Raw genomic sequence first — 18,243 nt, 5'->3', positions numbered from 1 at the left:
TTGTTAACCATCAAAAGATCGTAACACTTTGATTATAGTATGCATTAAATATTATAAAAACTGAAAGTAATTTGGTTTAAAACTGAGAGATTATTGCCCGATATATAATAAATCGTACAGAAAGAAGTGAAAGAAAGATGCATAATGATCATCTTGACTTCGAGACGATTCAGGCAGCCAGTGATATAATCTCCGCAATCGTAGAATCGAGCCTGCAGGAAAGAGAAAGCGTCATTCCTCTTAATCATGAAAGATTCACATTCTTTAAGAAAATAAAAGACCCGATCTCAATATCTTTTAAAAACACTGAAGTATATCTGAAGATTAAGCTTAACTTTATAAAGGGAAAAAATATTTTGGAAGAAACTCTCCAGATTCAGGAAGAAATCAAAGATGAAATTGTTCATTTAACCGGACTGGAAGTTAAAAGAGTTGATCTCTCCATTCAAAAAATTATACCTGCGGGAAACAGTCTTCCGGAACGATGATTTTTTAAGGTCATACAGCTAATGTAAAAAGACGCATGATGTTCATGCGTCTTTTCCATGTTAAAAATAAATTCATAAATCATAATGAAAAAGCAAAAATTACTCAGCGAATTGGTCAATCTCTGCTTTGATCTCACTTAGAATTTTTTCGCATTGACTTACTAATGATTTAGGGAAGGTTTCTCCTTCACCGTATTCTACCCCATGCGGATAATAATGTTTGCCAAGCAGGGGAGTCATAAGCTGGATATTTGCTCTATGTGCACCTACATCTCCTTCAGCAGCATATCCAAACACACGAAGGTAAAATACACCCTCTTTTAATTCGAACTTACGGTCATATGTAACTCTTTCATAATCCCATTGCCCTTCACGGACCAGGCCGTGTGAAAGCATTACTTCATCTAAGCGGGTTAAGTCTGCTTTTTTATTTTCCAGACCTGTGTTTTCAAATTTCATAATTGTCCCTCCTGAAAACAATCCATGGTTCAGATGAACGATCCATGCATAATTTTAACAAGTTTATCTCAAATTTAATAATAGTAGAAAAAAGGATAACTTGCAACGGATTCATGCAAGAAAACATCGATCTCTGAAAGAACGTTAGTTGAAATGCCATAATTGAATGACTGGCTGCCTTAACATTAGCAAATATAAACTCGGTGCTGCCAAACTGTGAAAGGGGAAGCGTCAATTGCGGAAATTCAAAACCATTATTATCTTCTTTTTTCTTATTTTTTTCACAGCAGATCATGCGGGCGCAGCAACAGATTACAGGGTTGAGCAAAAGGACACTCTTTGGGAAATTGCGCTAAGATTCCAGCAGGATTTACAAGAAATTATTAATAGCAACCCCCAAATAGAAAACCCTGATTTAATTTTTCCTGGTGAAATTATTATCATTCCCGGTGATGGAAGGGAAATTGCTATTCCCAAAATGGATGTGAATGAAATTGAGCTTATCAAGCTTGCCAACCAAAAACGAAAAGAATTAAGGCTTAAACCATTATCTGCCGATTTGCATCTGAATGGTGCAGCCAAGAAAAAGTCTTTGGACATGATGAAATTAGAATATGTTTCACATAATTCTCCTACATATGGAAATCCTATTGAAATGTTAAGGAATCAGCGGATTTCTTTCCTGACCGTAAAGGAGAATATTGGGGCGGGCTATAAAACAGCTGATGAAATGTTTGCTGCCTGGATGAATTCCTCAGTCCACCGGGAAAATATTCTAAGCAAAAAGGCAACACATATTGGTGTTGGCTATATTCAAGGAGGCCTGCACGGTCACTATTGGACCATATTTATTGTTGAGAAAAAACAAGGAGGATAAAAAATGGAAATGATTCGTGATATTATGACCGGCCATGTTGAAAGCTGTTCTCTACTGGACAATGTGTATGAAGTGGCAGTTAAGATGAAAGAATTAAACGTAGGGGCTATCCCAATTGTGGATAATGAGAAGCTAGTAGGAATGATAACAGACCGGGATATCGTTCTTCGCTGTGTGGCAGAAAAACACCCTGCTTCATCCAAAGTAGAAGATATTATGAGCAGCCATTTAGTAACCGTTACCAGGGATACAGAGGCTCGGGAAGCTGCACGCTTGATGGCTGAAAATCAAATTCGCAGGCTTCCTGTTGTGGAAGGTGACAAGCTTGTTGGAATAGTATCTCTCGGGGACTTTGCTGTCCGTCATTTAACGGATGACCAGGCTGGAGAAGCGCTTACTGATATTTCAAAACACGGAACTGAAGCACAGCATTAAGAGGACACCATTAGGGTGTTCTTTTTTTATTATCTGCCTAGACCAAAACAGCAATCTAATAAGGAAACCGCTCTTTGTATACATAGATTATTTTACATGGGGAACTCAGTGAAAAGAATAGATAAACAATACACCTAATGGTATGATTAATAGTATAGATTGCATGATTTTAATTAGGTTCCATTATGCAGAACACACTGCAAGTTATACTTTTTACATACATTAAATACAATGAATGAGAGAAGGGAGGGACGGTTCTCTGAGGGCACTTTTTCGAATTTTAGTTTTGATTTCCATTTTTCTGGCAGCGGGCTTTTACATAGATATTGGACGTAATGAGAAAGGGGAAATACTTGTCAATCAGGAAAATACACAGCCTGGTGCAATTAAGGATATAAGTAACGATGACAATAATTTATCTTCCAATACAGGGTTCCCTGAAAAAGGCATGGTATCCTTTATAGGGAAATCCGCTGCGGAGCTTAAAGAAAGTTTAGGAGCACCCTCAAGAATAGATCCTTCTTTCTATGGCTACGAATGGTGGATATATAATAAAAGCGGTACTGAGTACATTCAGGCTGGGGTAAGCAAAAATAAAGTGGTTAGTTTGTTTGCGACAGGCGAAGATGCAGACATTTATCCTTTCAAAATAGGGCAGCCCATTGGTGAATTATATGCATCCGTCTTTTTTGAAACAGATTTCAACCTTAAGGTAAAAGATAGCTCATATCGTTTCGAATTGTCCGAAGATGACCTGAATACAAGGCCGCTGGTTATGGTTGGAGAGTATTATGCACAGCTGAATATAGATAGATTTACAGGGACACTCTCCAGTGTGAGAGTAATGGATGCAGCCACCTTAATTAAGCTTCGCCCGTATGAAATGGTTTACCGTGGTGAATTATTGGAGCCCCCCCTGGCTTCTCCTGCCTTTGAGGAAGATGTAGAGAGAGCGAAAGAAAAGCAAATTCTTGACCTTACAAATGTAATAAGGGTCAGACATCATTTACAGCCGTTGAAATGGGATGATATGACTGCAGCTGCAGCTTTTGCCCATAGTAAAGATATGTATGAAAGCAATGACTTTTCTCATACTTCTAAAACTTATGGAGATTTGTCGGACCGCCTTGAAGCTGGGGGAGTCTCATATGAGGCTGCAGGGGAAAATATAGCTGCAAATTATACGGATGCCCCCGCCGTCGTTGAAGGATGGCTTAACAGCAAAGGCCATCGGGATAGTCTGCTGAACGAAGAATTTACACATCTTGGAGTTGGAGTTTATAAAAAGCATTATACGCAAAATTTCATAAAAAAAGCTGATGAAGAAACCTAAAATTAAAAAGAGCCTAAGTATGAGGCTCTTTTTCAGTTTTTGCAATTTGAATACGGCCAACCTGAAAAAAGTCATCCTTCCAATTTCCATATAGGTGAACAGAATCGCCAATCTTTACAGAAGGGACTCTGGTATTTTTCATTAAAGGGGTGATTTTTTTAATATTGGAATGTTTGTTGCTCTTTGTTTGGATGGTCAGCTCAAGAACATGAACATAGCGGCTGTAATTATAGCGCTGCCTGCGCTCGCTGATCTGGACGACTTCGCCGGACATTATGGCCTCTTCAGGGACATTTTTTAAGCTTGCCCACTTCTCATAACCCTCACGCATTTCCTTTTTTGTCAGCCAAAAAAAATAAAGGCAAATAATTGGTATAACGATAGCGGTGACCATTTTCCCACCTGCTTTTAATTATTAACGTTCTTCTTTTCGATGATAAAAAAACTGCCTGTTGCCTGAGCAATTTTTCTTCCATCCGAACGGAGTACATCTGCAGATAATACCATGCTTTTTGTTCCCTTATGGTCAATCGTCGCTCTGCATGTCACGTATTCTCCTTTACCAACTGCAAGATAATGAATGTTCAACTGTGTCGTAACAGCCCCAAAGCCTTCAGGAAGAAGTGATGCTGCAAGTGTTCCCATGGCAGAGTCAATAATGGTTGCGGTTATTCCTCCATGGAGAATGCCCAGCGGATTATTGACTATCTGACTTAAAGGAACAGTCAGAATGCATTCATCCGCGGTTATTTGCCGTTCCATATGAAGAAGTCCGCCGATATAGGAACTGTTTTGACCGGTCTGTCTTTTATGAAAACCTAATAGAAGGGACTCTAAGGCGCTTAATTCTTCCTCAGTTGCATTCTTGGTGCACTGATCAAATAATTCCATAAGTTCTCTGTTCATTCTAATTCACCTTTCGATAACTTTCTGCATTCATATATTATCATTAATGGCAGAATTTTTGAATTTATTTTAATGGCTGAATAGAGCAGGCATTTCATTCACCTTTTCCATTCCTATTCATATGGTATTATAGGCATTTGCATCAGAACGAGGTGATATGGCATGACTAAAACGAAACTTCATCCCTCAGTCGAAAAGTTTAAAGAATTTGTAAAACAGAATCCGCAAATCATCAAGGAAGTCAGGGCTGGAAATACAACTTGGCAGGAATTATATGAGGATTGGTATTTGCTTGGGGAAGAAGATTCAAGGTGGGATTCCTATAAAGAAAACAAAGATGAAGCACAAAAGCCAGAAGAGAAAAAAAATGACTGGATGGGCAGTATCATGGGTACTCTTAAGCAAATGGATGCGAATCAAATGCAGGGGTACATCAGTAATCTCAGCCAGGCCCTTTCAGCAGTACAGGGTGTCATTTCCCAATTCCAGGGCGGCGGCCAGAAACCATCAGGAGGCTCAAAATCAAGTGTGTCTAAACCAAGCAGCCCTTTTACATTTAAAAAGGATTAAGGGGTTAAACAGATGAGAAAAGATATTGTCGAGTATCTAGAACAAAAAAAGGAACTAAAGCAATTTATCCGTGAGCAGCCTCATTGGTATAGAACACTGAGCAGAAATCCAAATGAAATTCAATCTCTTGAAGTGGCCGCACTGCATTATTACAAAAAAACGATTCCCCACCAAGTTGAAAAATTTACTAATGGAGTGCAAATGGCTTCCATGATGATGAGCATGTTTCAGGCTATGAATTCTCAATCCAGTTAGGAAGCTTTCTCGTTACCCGAGAGAGCTTTTTATTTGTTCTGTCCTGCTCCCCGCCTGACTTTTGTCAGAGGCAGGCAAGGAGCTGTCACTTTAATAATTACAGAGTAAAAATAAGCTGCTGGGCAAACACTATCTTTATCAGATGGTTACGGATGACATCATTAAGGAGTGTAAAATAATGAAGAGGCAAAAATGCATTTTATTATTGCTGGTTATTTTTGTACTTGCAGCATGCCAGAAAGATCTGCCAGAACCAGAAACAAAATTGGAAGCCAGTCCGGTAAAAGAAGTTGAAGCAGCATCGCTTATGGGTCCTTCAGGTGTTGAAAGCGCAGCTAAAGATCCTTTTTATGTCAGACACCAGGTGAAAGGAAGAGACATTTTCGTTGAATGTATTGTGCAGGATGTTTCCTTTAGGAAACAAAGCAGCAAAGAAAAGGGCAAAATTCTTCTGTATGTAAACGGAAAGAAAAAGGATGAAATCCATTCTGCTGCTTTTATAGTCAAAGGACTTCCATCAGGCAAACATCGAATTGGATTGGAGCTCATAAAAGGCAACAGTGCTGAAGCATCTTCAAAAAGAGAGTTTATTGTGGTGATCCCTTAGTTTACTTGCTTTAGCTTTAAACCGTTTCATGATAAAATAAGAAACGGAGGTGAGCTGTTTTGCTTGCTACATTAGAAAGAATGGCTATTTTGGACAAAGCTGACGAACTTGCAGCTATGATTACAGAATCTGAAGAAGCGGAACATTACCGCAAAAGTTTATATAAATTAAAGAACAGCAGTGAAACACAAAGGAAGATACAGGATTTTGTCAAAATGAAAGAACTGTATGAAGAAGTTCAGCGATTTGGCAAATATCATCCCGAATACAAAAGGGTAATGATGTCTATTAGAGAGCTAAAGCGCGACATGGATATGGATGACCATGTGGCAGAATTCAGAAGAGCTGAAACGGGCCTGCAAAATCTGCTGGATGAGATAAGCATGATGATAGGGCGTTCTGTTTCTGAACATATTAAAGTTCCTGCCGGCAATCCCTTCTTTGAAGCAAGCTGCGGAGGGGGCTGCGGTTCTGGAGGCAGCTGTGGCTGCTCTGCTTAAAAAACCAGCAAATGCTGGTTTTTTGTTTTGGATTAGTACACAGTTTGAACCTTCCCATTGAAAACTGACATTTTTCTATGCTAGACTAAATAAAACAAACGATCGCTGAAGGGGAAAACTATATGCTTGGTCAAAGGCAAGGAATAATTGTCTGGCTTTATTCATTAAAGCAGGCGAAAATGTTAAGAAGATTTGGAAATGTGCATTATGTTTCAAAGCGGCTGAAATATGTTGTGCTATATTGTGATCTTGCTGATACGGAAACAATTATGGAGAAGATAAATTCATATTCTTTTGTTAAAAAAGTGGAACCATCCTATAAGCCGTTCCTAAAAACGGAATTTGAAAATTCCAAACCGGACAAGGCTAAAGAATATGATTATAAGATGGGAATCTAAAAAGGCGTGAGCATAAGCTCATGCCTTTTTGTGAAATCTTTTACTGCAGCGGTGCAATATAGTGATTAAGCCTTAAAATCCCAATCAAATACTGATAATATAATTCCTTTTCATTAAAAATAGCAGAAGGCTTTACTGCCAGCTGAATAATTTCCTTATTAAGTGCTTTCGCAGCATCCGCAAATAAATCATATCGTTTATTTGGTGATGTCTTTGGATTAGGTATCCCTTCCCGGCAAATATATAAAGGCTGAAATCCGCCAGGGTCTGTCGGCTTCAGTATCACTGCCAGGGATGTCACTTCTTTATTATTAATGCTCGTATGGAAAGCAGCCATGTGGGACAATCGATGCTTATTTGCCTGGGCAATTTCAATTAATTCATAAATATCAGAGTAACCTTCACCAATTTCTATAAAACGCTGTATCAAAATTAAAGCCCCCCTTAAAACTCATAGCATTCACTTCTTAAAAATAAAATGCCTTTTGTCCATCCATACTTTATCATTTTCAGCATAAAAATAGAAGTAGCACCTAAAAAGCAGAGGGGAGAGTGGATGTATGCTTTACCTTTTTTTTTCGATGACATTTTTTCTGTGGGCAGCATATTTGGTAAAGAGGGATATTTCTGCAATTGAAAAAAAGCATATTCATCATATGAATGGTTTTATTGTGGTCTCTATCATTGCAGCACTCAGTGCAAAGGGGATGCTGACAGCAGCTTATAATATGGATGTCTTTTCTCTGACACTTGGTGAACTTGAAGAATTTACGTCGTCACAAGGTGTATCGTTTGATGATTGGGCAATTACCTGCATGAGCATTGGGGATGTGAGCGGTATTTTAGATCATGGTGTGGACTTTGATTTTGCATAAATTAAAGTAACGTAACCGGCGGAGAAGTTTTTATGGTCCTTTTTATGATCTCTGTTCATGAAAAAATTCCCGGGCATAAAATATGAAATTTCATACAAATTATACAAAAAAATTGTGACGGATGACCTTCCCTTTGGTATTGTTAGGTTAGAAGAAAATTGACTAAGAGGGAATAGCAATGTGGAAGGCATCTTTATTTATTTTTATAATTTTGTCTGGAATCATTTCAGGCATGCTGTTGTGGCAGTGGCAGGCTTATTCTGAGCATGCGATTGCCTTGGAGAGTTCCGGGGCGATTACACAGGATATCACAGTTGACACACGTCTAAATGAACTTAAAATCACTCAAAAGATACACGGACTTATGGCACAGGAAGAATATAGGCTTGTTATCCCCGAAGCTCTGTTCAAATGGAAATGCAAGAATGGAGCCGGAGAAGCCTGTGATTCAGCAGATGAAAATCCTTTTACCTTTTTTTCTTCTGATGATCAGATGGTATTTGAGTATGCTGTACCGATAAATGAAAGAAATAAGGCATTTTTGTTAACTGATTGGTTTGTGGAAATTCCCGGCATTAAGGCTGAAAGCTTGTCTATTACTATTTCGGATTCTTTCAAAAGAGAGGGTTCGTGGGCAGCGGGAATCCCCCTAAAAGCCCGAAAGAAATTAGAACTTATCGATTATTATTATTTCGAGGGCAAAGGGAATGTTCCACCACTTTACTGGCAGCAAAAACCACTGTTAAAGAAAGCTGTTAACAACGCAGAAGTATACTCAGAAGACATACAGGCAGCCAGCTTAAATTTCCAAAAACTAAATGAGATTGGAAATTCCCCATTCTTGACGATTATCTTTACTGATCAATATCCTGAATATAAGGATGAAAATATCCTTATTGCATCTCCCCGCACTGAGGCCAAAATGCTGGAAAAAGATATTATTACATTGCAGTTTCGAAGAAAGCTTGCAGACAGCACTCAAGTGTGGATAATCGATGTTTTATCCTCAGGCTTATTAGATCTGAAACCCAGTTCAAAAAAAGGAAGCATAGTACTGCAGGAGCTGCAGGGAGAGTTAACCGATGATGAGCTGAAAGCTTTCTTTATGATAGTAAACAAGGTGAATTCTCTGACTCCAGAAAAGCTGGACAAGCTCTTAAGTGATGTGAAAGGTCTTAGCACACAGTTTTTCACGATGAATACAAAAAGCGATGCTCCGTTTGTTCCTCTGTATTTCCAGGAAGAAAAAAAGCTTTTGGTATCTGGTGCTGAGAAAGCAAACATTGATTTAATCTATAGGGATGGAAAGAGGCTTCTTCCATTTGCAGAGACGATGAAGTCATTAGGATATGAAGTTAAGATCCTATCCGGTGAGGAAACGATGCTTTTGTCAAAAGGGAATAACAGCTATCGATTTTACTTAAATAAAAATGTTTTCATTTATAATGAAGAAGATTATGGACTGCTTGAAAATCCATTAACCAATCAAAACGGAACCGTATTTATAGAAATCCAATGGTTTAAATCACTGTTTGGAGTGACTGCTGAAGAAAGAGAAGACGAGATTCATCTGACGTCCGATCCAGACTAAATGAATCCAAAATAAAAAGCCCTGCAGATAACTGCAGGGTCCTTCTATATCCTTTTCAGGATAGAAGGCAAAGGGAGAGGAGAAACCGGAGGAAGAACTTATGGGGAAACGTAAGTCTTCTCCGCGGTTGGCAACAACATCCTCGAATAGATGCTGTTAATTACATTATTTCCACAATCCTCACGGATATACACTTCATGCTATAAATTTTTTCAGCTGATGATTCCGCTTACAATTTGCCGGGTGGCTACCAATTGTAAGATATGGTAGGATAGGATAGAAAAAAGCAGTTTTCCCATCTCAGCAGACAGGAAAATTGACAATTTGCAGGTTAGCGGTGATAGTATGCGAGTGGTATCAGGAACAAGAAAAGGGAAGATATTGAAAGCTGTTCCGGGCAGTTCAACCCGTCCGACTACTGATAAAGTTAAAGAAGCTATTTTTAATATAATTGGGCCGTATTTCGAAGGGGGCCTTGGGCTTGATCTATTTGCGGGCAGCGGCGGTCTTGGCATTGAAGCCCTCAGCAGAGGAGCAGATAAGGTTATTTTTGTGGATCGGGATGGGAAGGCCATTCAAACCATCCATGAAAATATTCGGACATGCGGTTTTGAAGAAAAGGCGGAAGTATATCGAAATGATGCAGATCGTGCCATTAAGGCAATATTAAAAAGGGATCTGGTTTTCGATTATATATTTCTCGATCCGCCTTACCGCAAGCAGCAGCTTCTTAAGCTTCTGAAGTTAATTGATGAGAATGATCTGCTTTCGGTTCAGGGAACGATTCTATGCGAACATGGTTCTGATGTAGAGCTCCCTGATTCAGTCGGAAGACTGGTTCAGCGGAAACATGAAAATTACGGGATAATTTCTATCTCAATCTACAGCTGGGCTGAATAATACATACTTAGAATGCTTATGGAAAACGATACATAATAAGAACATGACAGGGGGATATCAATGGGAGGCATCGCGGTTTGTCCAGGCAGCTTCGATCCAATAACTTATGGCCATTTGGATATTATTAAGAGGGCGGCAAAGGTATTTGAACAGGTTTATGTAGTTGTATTGAATAACTCTTCAAAAAAACCTCTTTTTACTGTTGAAGAAAGAATTCAGCTGATAGAAGAAGTAACAAAGGATCTTAAAAATGTTAAAGTAGATTCGTTTCAGGGGCTTCTGATGGATTATGCAAAATCGGTTAATGCGAGTGCTGTCATTCGGGGCTTGCGGGCTGTTTCTGATTTTGAATATGAAATGCAGATAACATCCATGAACAGAGTCTTGAATGATGAAGTGGAAACCTTTTTTATCATGACTAATAATCAGTACTCGTTCTTAAGTTCAAGTATTGTGAAAGAAGTGGCAAAATATAACGGGAACATATCAGAACTCGTTCCTGACACTGTAGAAAAGGCTCTTAAGACCAAGTTTAGCTAAACACTAGAGCGTGGTGTCTTTCCTGCTGATTGTACTGGAATAATATAAAACGGGTGCCCGATTGATAGGTACCCGTTTTTTGTTATCTCTTATCCAAGCGCCTTGCGAGCATAAAGGTATAAACAGAAAGTGCAAGTATGGTTATAAGCGGTCCTGAAGCAGCTATTCCATCAAATAATTTGCCGAAAAATGAATATTTTTCAAAAAATCCGACCGGAATGGCATTGGATGGCTGTTCTGTATTGTAAAACCGTTCATAAATAGGCTGCCAAAGGATGTATGCATAAAAGGCAGCAGCAAAGCCGTGAAGGATTCTTGCGAAAAAGAATGGCTTGAAATTAATATCAGTTTGGGCAAGGATGCTTGCTACCTGAGCCTGCACGCTGAATCCGCTGAATGCGAGTATGAAGCTGACAATAATGACCTGCTGCATTAATGTTGCCTGCTGAACCTGGCTTGTCATCTGGCTGCCAAGTGTTATTTCAAATAAGCCTGAAATGAATGGGATGCTCAATTCGGTTGGCAGACTAAATATTGACAGTACCGCCTCTAAGCCTTTAGCAAGGAATGCCGTGATTCCCAGATGAAATAGCAGTTTGTTAATAACAGAGAATAATATGATAAATCCGCCAATCATTAAAAGTGTTTGGATGGATGACATGACTGCATCCCCAAGAAGCTTGCCTATAGGGCGATTATCTTTTATTCTTGTCCGATGAAGAGCTGATAAGGCTGCCCGTAACGATGGTTTTGACGTCTCTGAACCAGGTGGAGGCTGCCTGGTTTTTTTTCCGTAGAACCTCATTAATAAACCGACAGTAATATTGCCGAGATAATGAGCCAGGGCTAATATAACACCAAGCTTGGCGTTATTAAAAAAACCAACAGATACTGCGCCAAAGATAAACAAAGGATTTGAACAATTAGTGAAAGAAACCAGGCGCTCTGCTTCTGTTTTTGATAGCTGTCCTTCCTGCCGAAGTCTTGCGGTCAGTTTGGCACCGGCTGGATAGCCTGAAGCCATCCCCATTGCCCATACAAATCCTCCGACTCCAGGTACTCTGAATAAAGGTCTCATCAAAGGTTCAAGGAGTACCCCGATGAACTTTACTACACCGAAGCCGATCAGCATTTCCGATACAATGAAGAAAGGCAGCAATGAGGGGAACACAATTTCCCACCACATATTTAATCCCCTGATTGATGCATCAACCGATTCCTGGGGAAAGGAAATTAATGAGATGGCTATTAAGGTTACAGAGAGTGCAAGAGTAACCGTTTTTAATTTGGAACGAAACACGGACAAGCCTCCCTCAAGTTGTACTGACTGTGCAATGATTTTAAACAATGGTAAAATAAAGAAGCGTTTAAATATATATTTTCTCATGACTTTTTCATTTATTTTACTTGAATGAACGAATTCAGGTATACAAGGGTCAAACTTTTGCTGTCAAGTCTTGTCCCCATATAACCCAATATACTCATAGAACTTTAAAATAGACCATAGAATTAGGTACAGGCATATTGTATTTTTCAGCTGAAGATTTTTATTGTATGCTCCTTTTGGAAATAAATAGAATAGAATAACTTGAAGGCAAAAGTTCTAATCGGCCATTGGCGTTTGAGGGGGGAGTCTTTTGCAACGACCGAAAATAGGATTGGCACTTGGTTCGGGAGGAGCTCGGGGATTCGCTCACCTGGGTGCCATCAAGGTCTTGAAGGAAGCCGGCATACCGATTGATTATATTGCCGGCAGCAGCATGGGTGCCATGGTAGGCTGCTTTTATGGGGCCGGACTTGATGTTGATCGTTTATATAAACTTTCCAAAGCATTTAAAAGGAAGTATTATTTAGATTTCACGGTTCCTAAAATGGGTTTTGTTGCAGGGAAACGAGTAAAGGAACTGATCCGTATATTTACTCATGGAAAAAATCTTGAGGACCTCGATATTCCTGTCAATGTTGTGGCTACTGATTTAATGACTGGAGAAAAGGTTGTTTTTAAAAGCGGCCCCATTTCTGATGCTGTAAGGGCAAGCATTTCCATCCCAGGCATTTTTGTGCCTGAAAAATTAAACGGGCGCCTTTTAGTGGACGGAGGAGTAGTGGACAGGGTTCCTGTGTCTGTTGTTAAAGAAATGGGGGCTGATATTATCATCGCCATCGATGTCTCACATGTCAAAACGAATGCGGAAATCACTTCAATCTATGATGTTATTATGCAAAGTCTGGATATCATGCAGATGGAGCTGGTTACTCACCGGGAGATAGCTTCCGATTTTATGATCAGGCCCCGGGTGGAAATGTATAGCTCCCGTGCATTTACCAATATAGAAGAAATCATCAAAATCGGCGAAGAAGAAGCAAAAAAGCATATTGACAGTATTCATCATTACATAACAAAGTGGAAGGAGCATCCCGACAGATGAGAAGCAAGTTTTATACCCGTTCCTTCTTGGTTTTGGCAGTTATTCTTCTGGTTAGTTCGTTTTATTATCTGCCTTATTATGTATCAAAGCCAGGTATGGCTAAAGAACTGGAACCAATTATTGAGGTCGAAAACGGCAATGAAGAACAAGGCAGCTTTATGCTGACGACTGTAAGAATGGGCCGGGCTAACATATATGCATACGCAGCTGCTAAATTCAGCAAGTATCAGGAACTATACCCTGTAGAAGAAATACGTTCCGAAAATGAAACAGAAGAAGAATATAATGTACGGCAGCTGCATCTGATGGCAACATCCAAATTGGCTGCTATTGAAACTGCCTATAAAAAAGCTGGCATACCTATTCATTATCATTATAATGGCGTATATGTCCTTAATGTGCTCCCTGATATGCCTGCTCACGGCAAACTGCAGGCTGGTGACCGCATCTTTAAAGTGGATGGCAAGGAGTTCAAATCCTCTGATGAATTTATCAGCATGGTCTCCAATAAACAGGAGGGCAGTGAAATAACATTAACCTTTGAACGCCAGGATAAGACTAAGGAAACCTCGATTCCTTTAAAGACACTCAAAGAAACAGGAAAGCCGGGAGTGGGAATTACCCTGGTTGATGACAAAGAAATAGAGGTTGAACCGGCAGTGAATATTGACAGTGAAGAAATTGGCGGCCCTTCCGCCGGGCTGATGTTTTCACTTGAAATTTACAATCAGCTTATAAAAGAAGATTTGACTGGAGGCTATAAAATAGCTGGAACCGGAACTATTAATTCGGAAGGTACAGTCGGAAGAATAGGCGGCATCGAGCAAAAAATTGTGGCCGCTGACAAAGCCGGAGCAGAAATCTTCCTTGCCCCTAATGAAAAAGGAGCAGAAGACTCCAATTACAAAGCCGCTGTTGCAACAGCCAGGGATATCAAGACTGATATGAAAATCGTTCCTGTGGAAACCTTTGATGATGCGGTTGAATATTTAAGGAGCCTGGATTAACAGGAGCTTGCACCAAGCAATGAACAGCCAGCGGCAATCAAGAAACCGCTGGCTGTTCATTATTATCTGCTGGCAAACTGCAGCTTTCAGTTTATAGAATTAAGGAGTTCAGAATTTAATCAACCATAATAGGAGGCTGATTAAATTCCTTCTGCATTAGAGTACGGTCCCGACCACCATCTATACCCATTGCATATACCCGGGAAGCTTTAATATTCAGCTGCAGCTGCTGTGCAGCGTGTGAAGAAATTCTTGAAATCAGCGGCAGTTTTAATTCGGATTTATGCCTATTTAAATACTTCCTGCCGTTCTTAGACATCCCCAGAAGATGCAGATAATCTGCTTTTAATGGTTTGTTGGGCATCTCTGACTTTTCTGTATTTGTAAGGATATGCACACATGCCCGCTGAAGTCTTGTCCAGGTGTAACGCTTAGTTTTAATCTTCTCCATAAACTGCTGAAAAGTTTGAGCCTGGAGTGCTGCTGATAAAAATCTATGCTCCAAGCCTTCTTCCATTTCATAAATGTCCCGTAACTTTTCCGGCTGTAGATGAACCAGTCGGAATTTTAAGAAGGGCCAATATTGTTCCCATTGGTGAAACCCGCCAAACTCTTTTTTATACTGGAGTAAACCTTGATATGTAGTTTCCGGAACATATTGGCGAATGGATTCAATCTCTCCATTCTTGGAAAAAAGTGCTTTTCTTATGCTTGTGGCACTTGCTATGGAATCAGAAGCAAATTGTTCGTCGTGGTATCCTGCGCTTTTTCTTGCAACTGTAAAAAGTTCCATGGATGAATATTGCCTTCGGGCTGACTTTAAATACTGAAAGCCAAGAATATTATTAGGTTTTGAAAGGTCTACCAATTCACCTTCAGGGTTCAGATCGAGGAATGCCATCGATGTTGCTTTGGGATAGCTGAAGCCAGCATCCAGATGCACTCTGACCCTTTCTTGATAGGCAGAATTATGTTCCTCAAGAAAAGATAAAGTTTGGTGAAAGCTTTCCATACTGCCGGATTCGCTTCCGAAGCAAAGGCTCCTGCAGCCGGCTGCTTCCAGAATGGATACAGCTCCGCTTGCAAAAATATCTGCCTGCTGAACAGCAAACTGGTATGGAAGCTCAAATACAATATCTGCACCCGCTCTTAATGCCATTTCAGCACGTTTCCATTTGGAAACTAATGCAGGTTCCCCCCTCTGGAGAAAGTTGCCGCTCATGACAGCTATAATGGTTTCTGCACCTGAAACTTTTTTTGCCTGCTCCAAATGAAAAGCATGGCCGTTATGAAAAGGATTATATTCTACAATTACACCTGTTGCATTCATATTGACATACTCCTCGAAAAGGTTTAAAAAGATATGTAATGGAAAAAGTATTAAGAAACAAAATCTTTAAATCCTGCAAAATTTTTTTTACTGAAGAAGCCTTCAATAGTAGGATATTAGCTACATTATAGTGTAAAGAAAAAATATTGACAAATAATTATAGGAAGGCTATAATTACCTTTGTTGCCTTGGGGTGATTCGTATGAAATGGACTTTAAGTCAGTTACAAAAATATCGAAGCAAGGATTTTCCCATTGATGAAACTGTCAATGTTGATGAGGTCATGAAATTGAATCCGGAAATACGCGGTGCATCACCAATGCATGTGACGGGCCGTACGGATATTGATTCTGCCAAAGTGACTTTTCATTTAAATATAAAGGGTCATTTAATATTACCTTGTTCTCGTACTTTAGTTGACGTAAATTATCCAATTAATGTTGAAACAACTGAAACTTTCCTTTTAAAAGGTCTTGATTATGAGACTGAAGAGGAGGTTCACCAGGTAAAAGGGGATGTGATTGATTTAAATCCGATCCTTCATGAGATCCTTTTACTCGAAGTCCCAATGCAAGTTTTCTGCGAAGACAGCAGTGAAGAAGGAGCTCCTCAATCCGGTAAGGATTGGGAGGTCATTCAGGAGCAGGATAAACAGGATAAAGTAGATCCTCGTCTTGCCGGACTTGCTCAATTTTTTGATCAGAATGATCCTTCTTCCGATTCATAACGGAAGAAAAACAAGAAGCACTTGAAGACACCAGCTTGCTCTGGCCTTCATAACTTTCTTAATGGGTGTGTCCAATTCCTATGGACATCCTCTAATACTCTTTAAGGAGGTGGGAAGAATGGCTGTACCTTTTAGAAGAACATCTAAAACTGCGAAGAGAAAACGTCGTACCCATTTTAAATTACAGGTTCCTGGTATGGTAGAATGCCCAAACTGTGGTGAAATGAAACTTGCTCACCGCGTTTGCAAAGCTTGCGGAACTTACAAAGGAAAAGAAGTAGTAAACGACTAATCCTTTAGATATAAAGCACAAGAACTTAGTTCTTGTGCTTTTGTCGTTTTTAGGCAGTGATTTTGCCTCATCAATAAGTAACTGTCTATGTATATTTTTGCTAATATTATAAATAGTTTAACCAATTACAAGGAGGCAGCCATGAACCCTTACATAATTGAAGAATTCGAGAATGGACTTTTAGTATTTAAGATTAACAGGCCTGAAAAAAGGAATGCCATAAGCTATGAAGTTATGGATGGCCTGGAGATCGCACTTCATAAAGCAGGTAAGAAATCAGTTAAGGCACTTGCGATTACAGGAGAGGGAGACCAGGCTTTTTGCTCAGGAGGTGATCTATCTTCCTTTCACAGCTTAAAAACAGAAGATGAAGCTTTTGGAATGCTAAGCAGAATGGCTGGTCTTTTAAAAGATATACTATTCTTGCCAAAACCAACTATTGCCATATTGAATGGAACAGCTGTCGGCGGTGGCTGTGAGCTTGCTGCTGCATGTGATTACCGGATTGCCAATGCAGGAATTAAAGCCGGTTTTATCCAGGGAACTTTAGCCATAACAACCGGCTGGGGCGGCGGTTCCATCATTATGGAAAAGATGCTTCCTGCCAATGCCATGAGAATGCTGATGGAAGCAAAATTATATTCTGATGAAGAATTAAAAGAATTAGGTTTCATACATTCTGTCTTTGAAGGGAATCCAATCGACGGGTGCAAGAGCTTTCTGGAAAGAATGCTTAAGCTTGAGAGTGAGGTTTTGGAAGCTTATAAAGACCTTCTTGTAAAAAAGTGGGCTGCAGCTGGCTTAGAAGAGAGAATTGATCAAGAAGTGCATCGCTGTTCGGTTTTATGGGAGGGAGAAGCGCACCATAATAAAGTTGACAGTTTCCTGAATAAGCCTTAAGCATATCCTTCCGAAATTAGAAAAAACCATTAATTTCCTGGGGATGAATAAAGTTACACTTTATAATACGATATCAGTCTATCTTTTCTAGCATTGGCATATGTATAAAGAAAAACACTAGGAGGGATACACTGATGTCTTCAACCCGTCAGGATGCTTGGTCTCAAGATGAGGATTTACTGCTTGCAGAAATCGTACTCCGTCATATTCGTGAAGGAGGAACTCAGCTTCAGGCATTTGAAGAAGTTGGCAAACAGTTAAGCAGAACCGCGGCTGCCTGCGGATTTCGCTGGAATTCCTTTGTAAGAAAACAATATAAATCAGGAATTGAACTGGCAAAAAAGCAGAGGAAAGAAATGAAGAAAAGTCCGCAGGCTGTGGAAGTGGAACAAGAGCTTCCAGCTGTTCCAGAGGAAAATGCGGAAAAAAGAAATGAAAACTCAGTTCAGTCAATTAAAAGGACTATCGAGTTTGAGGAATTAGCCTCTTTCCTGAAAGAGTTATATGAAAAAGCTCAGAAGCCTGATGTCTCAGAAGATCCTTATCCTAAAAAACGCATTCAGGAGCTTGAGAAGCAAATGTACTACCTGGCAGCGGAAAATGAAAAATTAATTAAAGAATTGAATACAATGGAGCAGGATTACAAAGCTCTGGTAGAAATTATGGAAAGTGCAAGAAAGCTTGTCGGGCTCAAAGACGGCACCCGCCACAAAAACTTGAATTTTACTGTGAATCCCGATATAAAGCCTGAGAAGGTGGAGAAATAGATGTAGCGTAATTAAATAGAAATAAGCGGACTGCAATAGTCCGCTTATTTAATGACT

25 protein-coding genes are annotated in these 18,243 nt (G+C 39.7%); 19 read left to right on the top strand and 6 right to left on the bottom strand.

From position 1 onward, the window contains the following. Positions 1-137: 137 nt before the first annotated feature. Positions 138-488 (top strand): Asp23/Gls24 family envelope stress response protein, encoded by a 351-nt coding sequence (locus NR125_RS03255; RefSeq protein ID WP_009330937.1) that lies wholly within the window; start codon positions 138-140, stop codon positions 486-488. A 99-nt stretch (positions 489-587) separates the two neighbouring features. On the opposite strand, the gene NR125_RS03250 is transcribed toward NR125_RS03255, so the two are convergent. Then, positions 588-947: a YugN family protein gene (locus NR125_RS03250; protein ID WP_009330936.1), complete on the bottom strand. Its 360-nt coding sequence runs from the start codon at positions 945-947 to the stop codon at positions 588-590. 235 nt (positions 948-1,182) lie between these two features. Between NR125_RS03250 and NR125_RS03245 the strand changes: the two genes are divergently transcribed. The 3 genes from NR125_RS03245 (at position 1,183) to NR125_RS03235 (ending at position 3,592) form a co-directional block, all read left to right on the top strand. Next, positions 1,183-1,824, top strand: coding sequence for a CAP domain-containing protein (locus tag NR125_RS03245; RefSeq protein ID WP_009330935.1), 642 nt, complete (start codon positions 1,183-1,185; stop codon positions 1,822-1,824). Between the two features lie 3 nt (positions 1,825-1,827). Beyond that, entirely contained in the window at positions 1,828-2,259 is a 432-nt protein-coding gene (locus NR125_RS03240) for a CBS domain-containing protein (protein WP_071160279.1), read from the top strand. Between the two features lie 235 nt (positions 2,260-2,494). Further along, positions 2,495-3,592: a CAP domain-containing protein gene (locus tag NR125_RS03235; RefSeq protein WP_071160277.1), complete on the top strand. Its 1,098-nt coding sequence runs from the start codon at positions 2,495-2,497 to the stop codon at positions 3,590-3,592. Between the two features lie 13 nt (positions 3,593-3,605). Here NR125_RS03235 and NR125_RS03230 read toward each other — a convergent pair whose 3' ends face one another. Beyond that, a complete protein-coding gene (locus NR125_RS03230) occupies positions 3,606-3,986 on the bottom strand; it encodes a hypothetical protein (protein WP_009330932.1) in 381 nt (126 codons plus the stop codon). A 14-nt stretch (positions 3,987-4,000) separates the two neighbouring features. After that, on the bottom strand, positions 4,001-4,498 hold the full coding sequence (locus NR125_RS03225; protein ID WP_009330931.1) for a PaaI family thioesterase: 498 nt from the start codon (positions 4,496-4,498) through the stop codon (positions 4,001-4,003). Between the two features lie 162 nt (positions 4,499-4,660). On the opposite strand from NR125_RS03225, the gene NR125_RS03220 reads away from it, so the two are divergent. The 5 genes from NR125_RS03220 to NR125_RS03200 all read left to right on the top strand — a co-directional run bounded on the left by NR125_RS03220 (position 4,661) and on the right by NR125_RS03200 (position 6,828). After that, complete coding sequence (locus NR125_RS03220; protein ID WP_009330930.1) at positions 4,661-5,068, top strand: YlbD family protein; 408 nt, start codon at positions 4,661-4,663, stop codon at positions 5,066-5,068. Between the two features lie 12 nt (positions 5,069-5,080). Further along, positions 5,081-5,323, top strand: a complete 243-nt coding sequence (locus NR125_RS03215; protein WP_009330929.1) for a YlbE-like family protein — start codon at positions 5,081-5,083, stop codon at positions 5,321-5,323. Between the two features lie 178 nt (positions 5,324-5,501). Further along, entirely contained in the window at positions 5,502-5,930 is a 429-nt protein-coding gene (locus tag NR125_RS03210; protein WP_009330928.1) for a hypothetical protein, read from the top strand. A 59-nt stretch (positions 5,931-5,989) separates the two neighbouring features. Next, positions 5,990-6,430, top strand: coding sequence for a YlbF/YmcA family competence regulator (locus NR125_RS03205; RefSeq protein ID WP_071160275.1), 441 nt, complete (start codon positions 5,990-5,992; stop codon positions 6,428-6,430). 122 nt (positions 6,431-6,552) lie between these two features. Then, positions 6,553-6,828, top strand: coding sequence for a YlbG family protein (locus NR125_RS03200; RefSeq protein ID WP_009330926.1), 276 nt, complete (start codon positions 6,553-6,555; stop codon positions 6,826-6,828). 40 nt (positions 6,829-6,868) lie between these two features. Here NR125_RS03200 and NR125_RS03195 read toward each other — a convergent pair whose 3' ends face one another. Further along, positions 6,869-7,258: a DUF7147 family protein gene (locus NR125_RS03195; protein ID WP_009330925.1), complete on the bottom strand. Its 390-nt coding sequence runs from the start codon at positions 7,256-7,258 to the stop codon at positions 6,869-6,871. A 151-nt stretch (positions 7,259-7,409) separates the two neighbouring features. On the opposite strand from NR125_RS03195, the gene NR125_RS03190 reads away from it, so the two are divergent. The 4 genes from NR125_RS03190 (at position 7,410) to coaD (ending at position 10,734) form a co-directional block, all read left to right on the top strand. Next, positions 7,410-7,703: a hypothetical protein gene (locus NR125_RS03190; RefSeq protein WP_236888012.1), complete on the top strand. Its 294-nt coding sequence runs from the start codon at positions 7,410-7,412 to the stop codon at positions 7,701-7,703. Positions 7,704-7,914: 211 nt separating this feature from the next. Beyond that, on the top strand, positions 7,915-9,294 hold the full coding sequence (locus tag NR125_RS03185) for a stalk domain-containing protein (RefSeq protein WP_256814715.1): 1,380 nt from the start codon (positions 7,915-7,917) through the stop codon (positions 9,292-9,294). Positions 9,295-9,639: 345 nt separating this feature from the next. After that, positions 9,640-10,194, top strand: a complete 555-nt coding sequence (gene rsmD, locus NR125_RS03180) for a 16S rRNA (guanine(966)-N(2))-methyltransferase RsmD (protein ID WP_009330922.1) — start codon at positions 9,640-9,642, stop codon at positions 10,192-10,194. Positions 10,195-10,254: 60 nt separating this feature from the next. Continuing rightward, positions 10,255-10,734: a pantetheine-phosphate adenylyltransferase gene (coaD, locus tag NR125_RS03175; RefSeq protein ID WP_009330921.1), complete on the top strand. Its 480-nt coding sequence runs from the start codon at positions 10,255-10,257 to the stop codon at positions 10,732-10,734. An 82-nt stretch (positions 10,735-10,816) separates the two neighbouring features. On the opposite strand, the gene ylbJ is transcribed toward coaD, so the two are convergent. Next, positions 10,817-12,034 carry a sporulation integral membrane protein YlbJ gene (ylbJ, locus tag NR125_RS03170; protein WP_009330920.1) on the bottom strand — a complete coding sequence of 406 codons (1,218 nt, stop codon included), beginning with the start codon at positions 12,032-12,034 and terminating at the stop codon, positions 10,817-10,819. A 337-nt stretch (positions 12,035-12,371) separates the two neighbouring features. On the opposite strand from ylbJ, the gene NR125_RS03165 reads away from it, so the two are divergent. After that, a complete protein-coding gene (locus NR125_RS03165; protein ID WP_009330919.1) occupies positions 12,372-13,163 on the top strand; it encodes a patatin-like phospholipase family protein in 792 nt (263 codons plus the stop codon). Beyond that, on the top strand, positions 13,160-14,170 hold the full coding sequence (locus NR125_RS03160; protein ID WP_009330918.1) for a SepM family pheromone-processing serine protease: 1,011 nt from the start codon (positions 13,160-13,162) through the stop codon (positions 14,168-14,170). Before NR125_RS03165 ends, NR125_RS03160 begins: the two co-directional genes overlap by 4 nt. A gap of 115 nt (positions 14,171-14,285) precedes the next feature. Here the strand turns inward: NR125_RS03160 and NR125_RS03155 are convergent, their stop codons facing one another. After that, entirely contained in the window at positions 14,286-15,500 is a 1,215-nt protein-coding gene (locus NR125_RS03155; RefSeq protein WP_071160273.1) for a nucleotidyltransferase, read from the bottom strand. A 202-nt stretch (positions 15,501-15,702) separates the two neighbouring features. On the opposite strand from NR125_RS03155, the gene NR125_RS03150 reads away from it, so the two are divergent. From NR125_RS03150 to NR125_RS03135, 4 genes are all read left to right on the top strand, one after another. Next, positions 15,703-16,227, top strand: coding sequence for a YceD family protein (locus NR125_RS03150; RefSeq protein WP_009330916.1), 525 nt, complete (start codon positions 15,703-15,705; stop codon positions 16,225-16,227). A 118-nt stretch (positions 16,228-16,345) separates the two neighbouring features. After that, positions 16,346-16,519 carry a 50S ribosomal protein L32 gene (gene rpmF, locus NR125_RS03145; RefSeq protein WP_009791160.1) on the top strand — a complete coding sequence of 58 codons (174 nt, stop codon included), beginning with the start codon at positions 16,346-16,348 and terminating at the stop codon, positions 16,517-16,519. A gap of 141 nt (positions 16,520-16,660) precedes the next feature. Further along, positions 16,661-17,419 (top strand): enoyl-CoA hydratase/isomerase family protein, encoded by a 759-nt coding sequence (locus tag NR125_RS03140; RefSeq protein ID WP_071160271.1) that lies wholly within the window; start codon positions 16,661-16,663, stop codon positions 17,417-17,419. 134 nt (positions 17,420-17,553) lie between these two features. Beyond that, positions 17,554-18,186, top strand: a complete 633-nt coding sequence (locus NR125_RS03135) for an RsfA family transcriptional regulator (RefSeq protein ID WP_009330913.1) — start codon at positions 17,554-17,556, stop codon at positions 18,184-18,186. Positions 18,187-18,243: the final 57 nt, after the last annotated feature.

The sequence above is a fragment of the Cytobacillus sp. Bac17 genome (assembly GCF_024519925.1).
Classification (GTDB): Bacteria; Bacillota; Bacilli; order Bacillales; family Cytobacillaceae; genus Cytobacillus; species Cytobacillus pseudoceanisediminis.
The sequence above is the reverse complement of the archived record's forward strand: the minus strand, read 5'-3'. Positions and strand labels throughout refer to the sequence as shown.

Coding starts and splice junctions, on each gene's coding strand:
- NR125_RS03255 (WP_009330937.1), top strand. CDS start 138: ATGCATAATGATCATCTTGACTTCGAGACGATTCAGGCAGCCAGTGAT.
- NR125_RS03250 (WP_009330936.1), bottom strand. CDS start 947: ATGAAATTTGAAAACACAGGTCTGGAAAATAAAAAAGCAGACTTAACC.
- NR125_RS03240 (WP_071160279.1), top strand. CDS start 1,828: ATGGAAATGATTCGTGATATTATGACCGGCCATGTTGAAAGCTGTTCT.
- NR125_RS03235 (WP_071160277.1), top strand. CDS start 2,495: ATGAGAGAAGGGAGGGACGGTTCTCTGAGGGCACTTTTTCGAATTTTA.
- NR125_RS03230 (WP_009330932.1), bottom strand. CDS start 3,986: ATGGTCACCGCTATCGTTATACCAATTATTTGCCTTTATTTTTTTTGG.
- NR125_RS03225 (WP_009330931.1), bottom strand. CDS start 4,498: ATGAACAGAGAACTTATGGAATTATTTGATCAGTGCACCAAGAATGCA.
- NR125_RS03220 (WP_009330930.1), top strand. CDS start 4,661: ATGACTAAAACGAAACTTCATCCCTCAGTCGAAAAGTTTAAAGAATTT.
- NR125_RS03215 (WP_009330929.1), top strand. CDS start 5,081: ATGAGAAAAGATATTGTCGAGTATCTAGAACAAAAAAAGGAACTAAAG.
- NR125_RS03210 (WP_009330928.1), top strand. CDS start 5,502: ATGAAGAGGCAAAAATGCATTTTATTATTGCTGGTTATTTTTGTACTT.
- NR125_RS03200 (WP_009330926.1), top strand. CDS start 6,553: ATGCTTGGTCAAAGGCAAGGAATAATTGTCTGGCTTTATTCATTAAAG.
- NR125_RS03190 (WP_236888012.1), top strand. CDS start 7,410: ATGACATTTTTTCTGTGGGCAGCATATTTGGTAAAGAGGGATATTTCT.
- rsmD (WP_009330922.1), top strand. CDS start 9,640: ATGCGAGTGGTATCAGGAACAAGAAAAGGGAAGATATTGAAAGCTGTT.
- coaD (WP_009330921.1), top strand. CDS start 10,255: ATGGGAGGCATCGCGGTTTGTCCAGGCAGCTTCGATCCAATAACTTAT.
- NR125_RS03160 (WP_009330918.1), top strand. CDS start 13,160: ATGAGAAGCAAGTTTTATACCCGTTCCTTCTTGGTTTTGGCAGTTATT.
- NR125_RS03155 (WP_071160273.1), bottom strand. CDS start 15,500: ATGAATGCAACAGGTGTAATTGTAGAATATAATCCTTTTCATAACGGC.
- NR125_RS03150 (WP_009330916.1), top strand. CDS start 15,703: ATGAAATGGACTTTAAGTCAGTTACAAAAATATCGAAGCAAGGATTTT.
- rpmF (WP_009791160.1), top strand. CDS start 16,346: ATGGCTGTACCTTTTAGAAGAACATCTAAAACTGCGAAGAGAAAACGT.
- NR125_RS03140 (WP_071160271.1), top strand. CDS start 16,661: ATGAACCCTTACATAATTGAAGAATTCGAGAATGGACTTTTAGTATTT.
- NR125_RS03135 (WP_009330913.1), top strand. CDS start 17,554: ATGTCTTCAACCCGTCAGGATGCTTGGTCTCAAGATGAGGATTTACTG.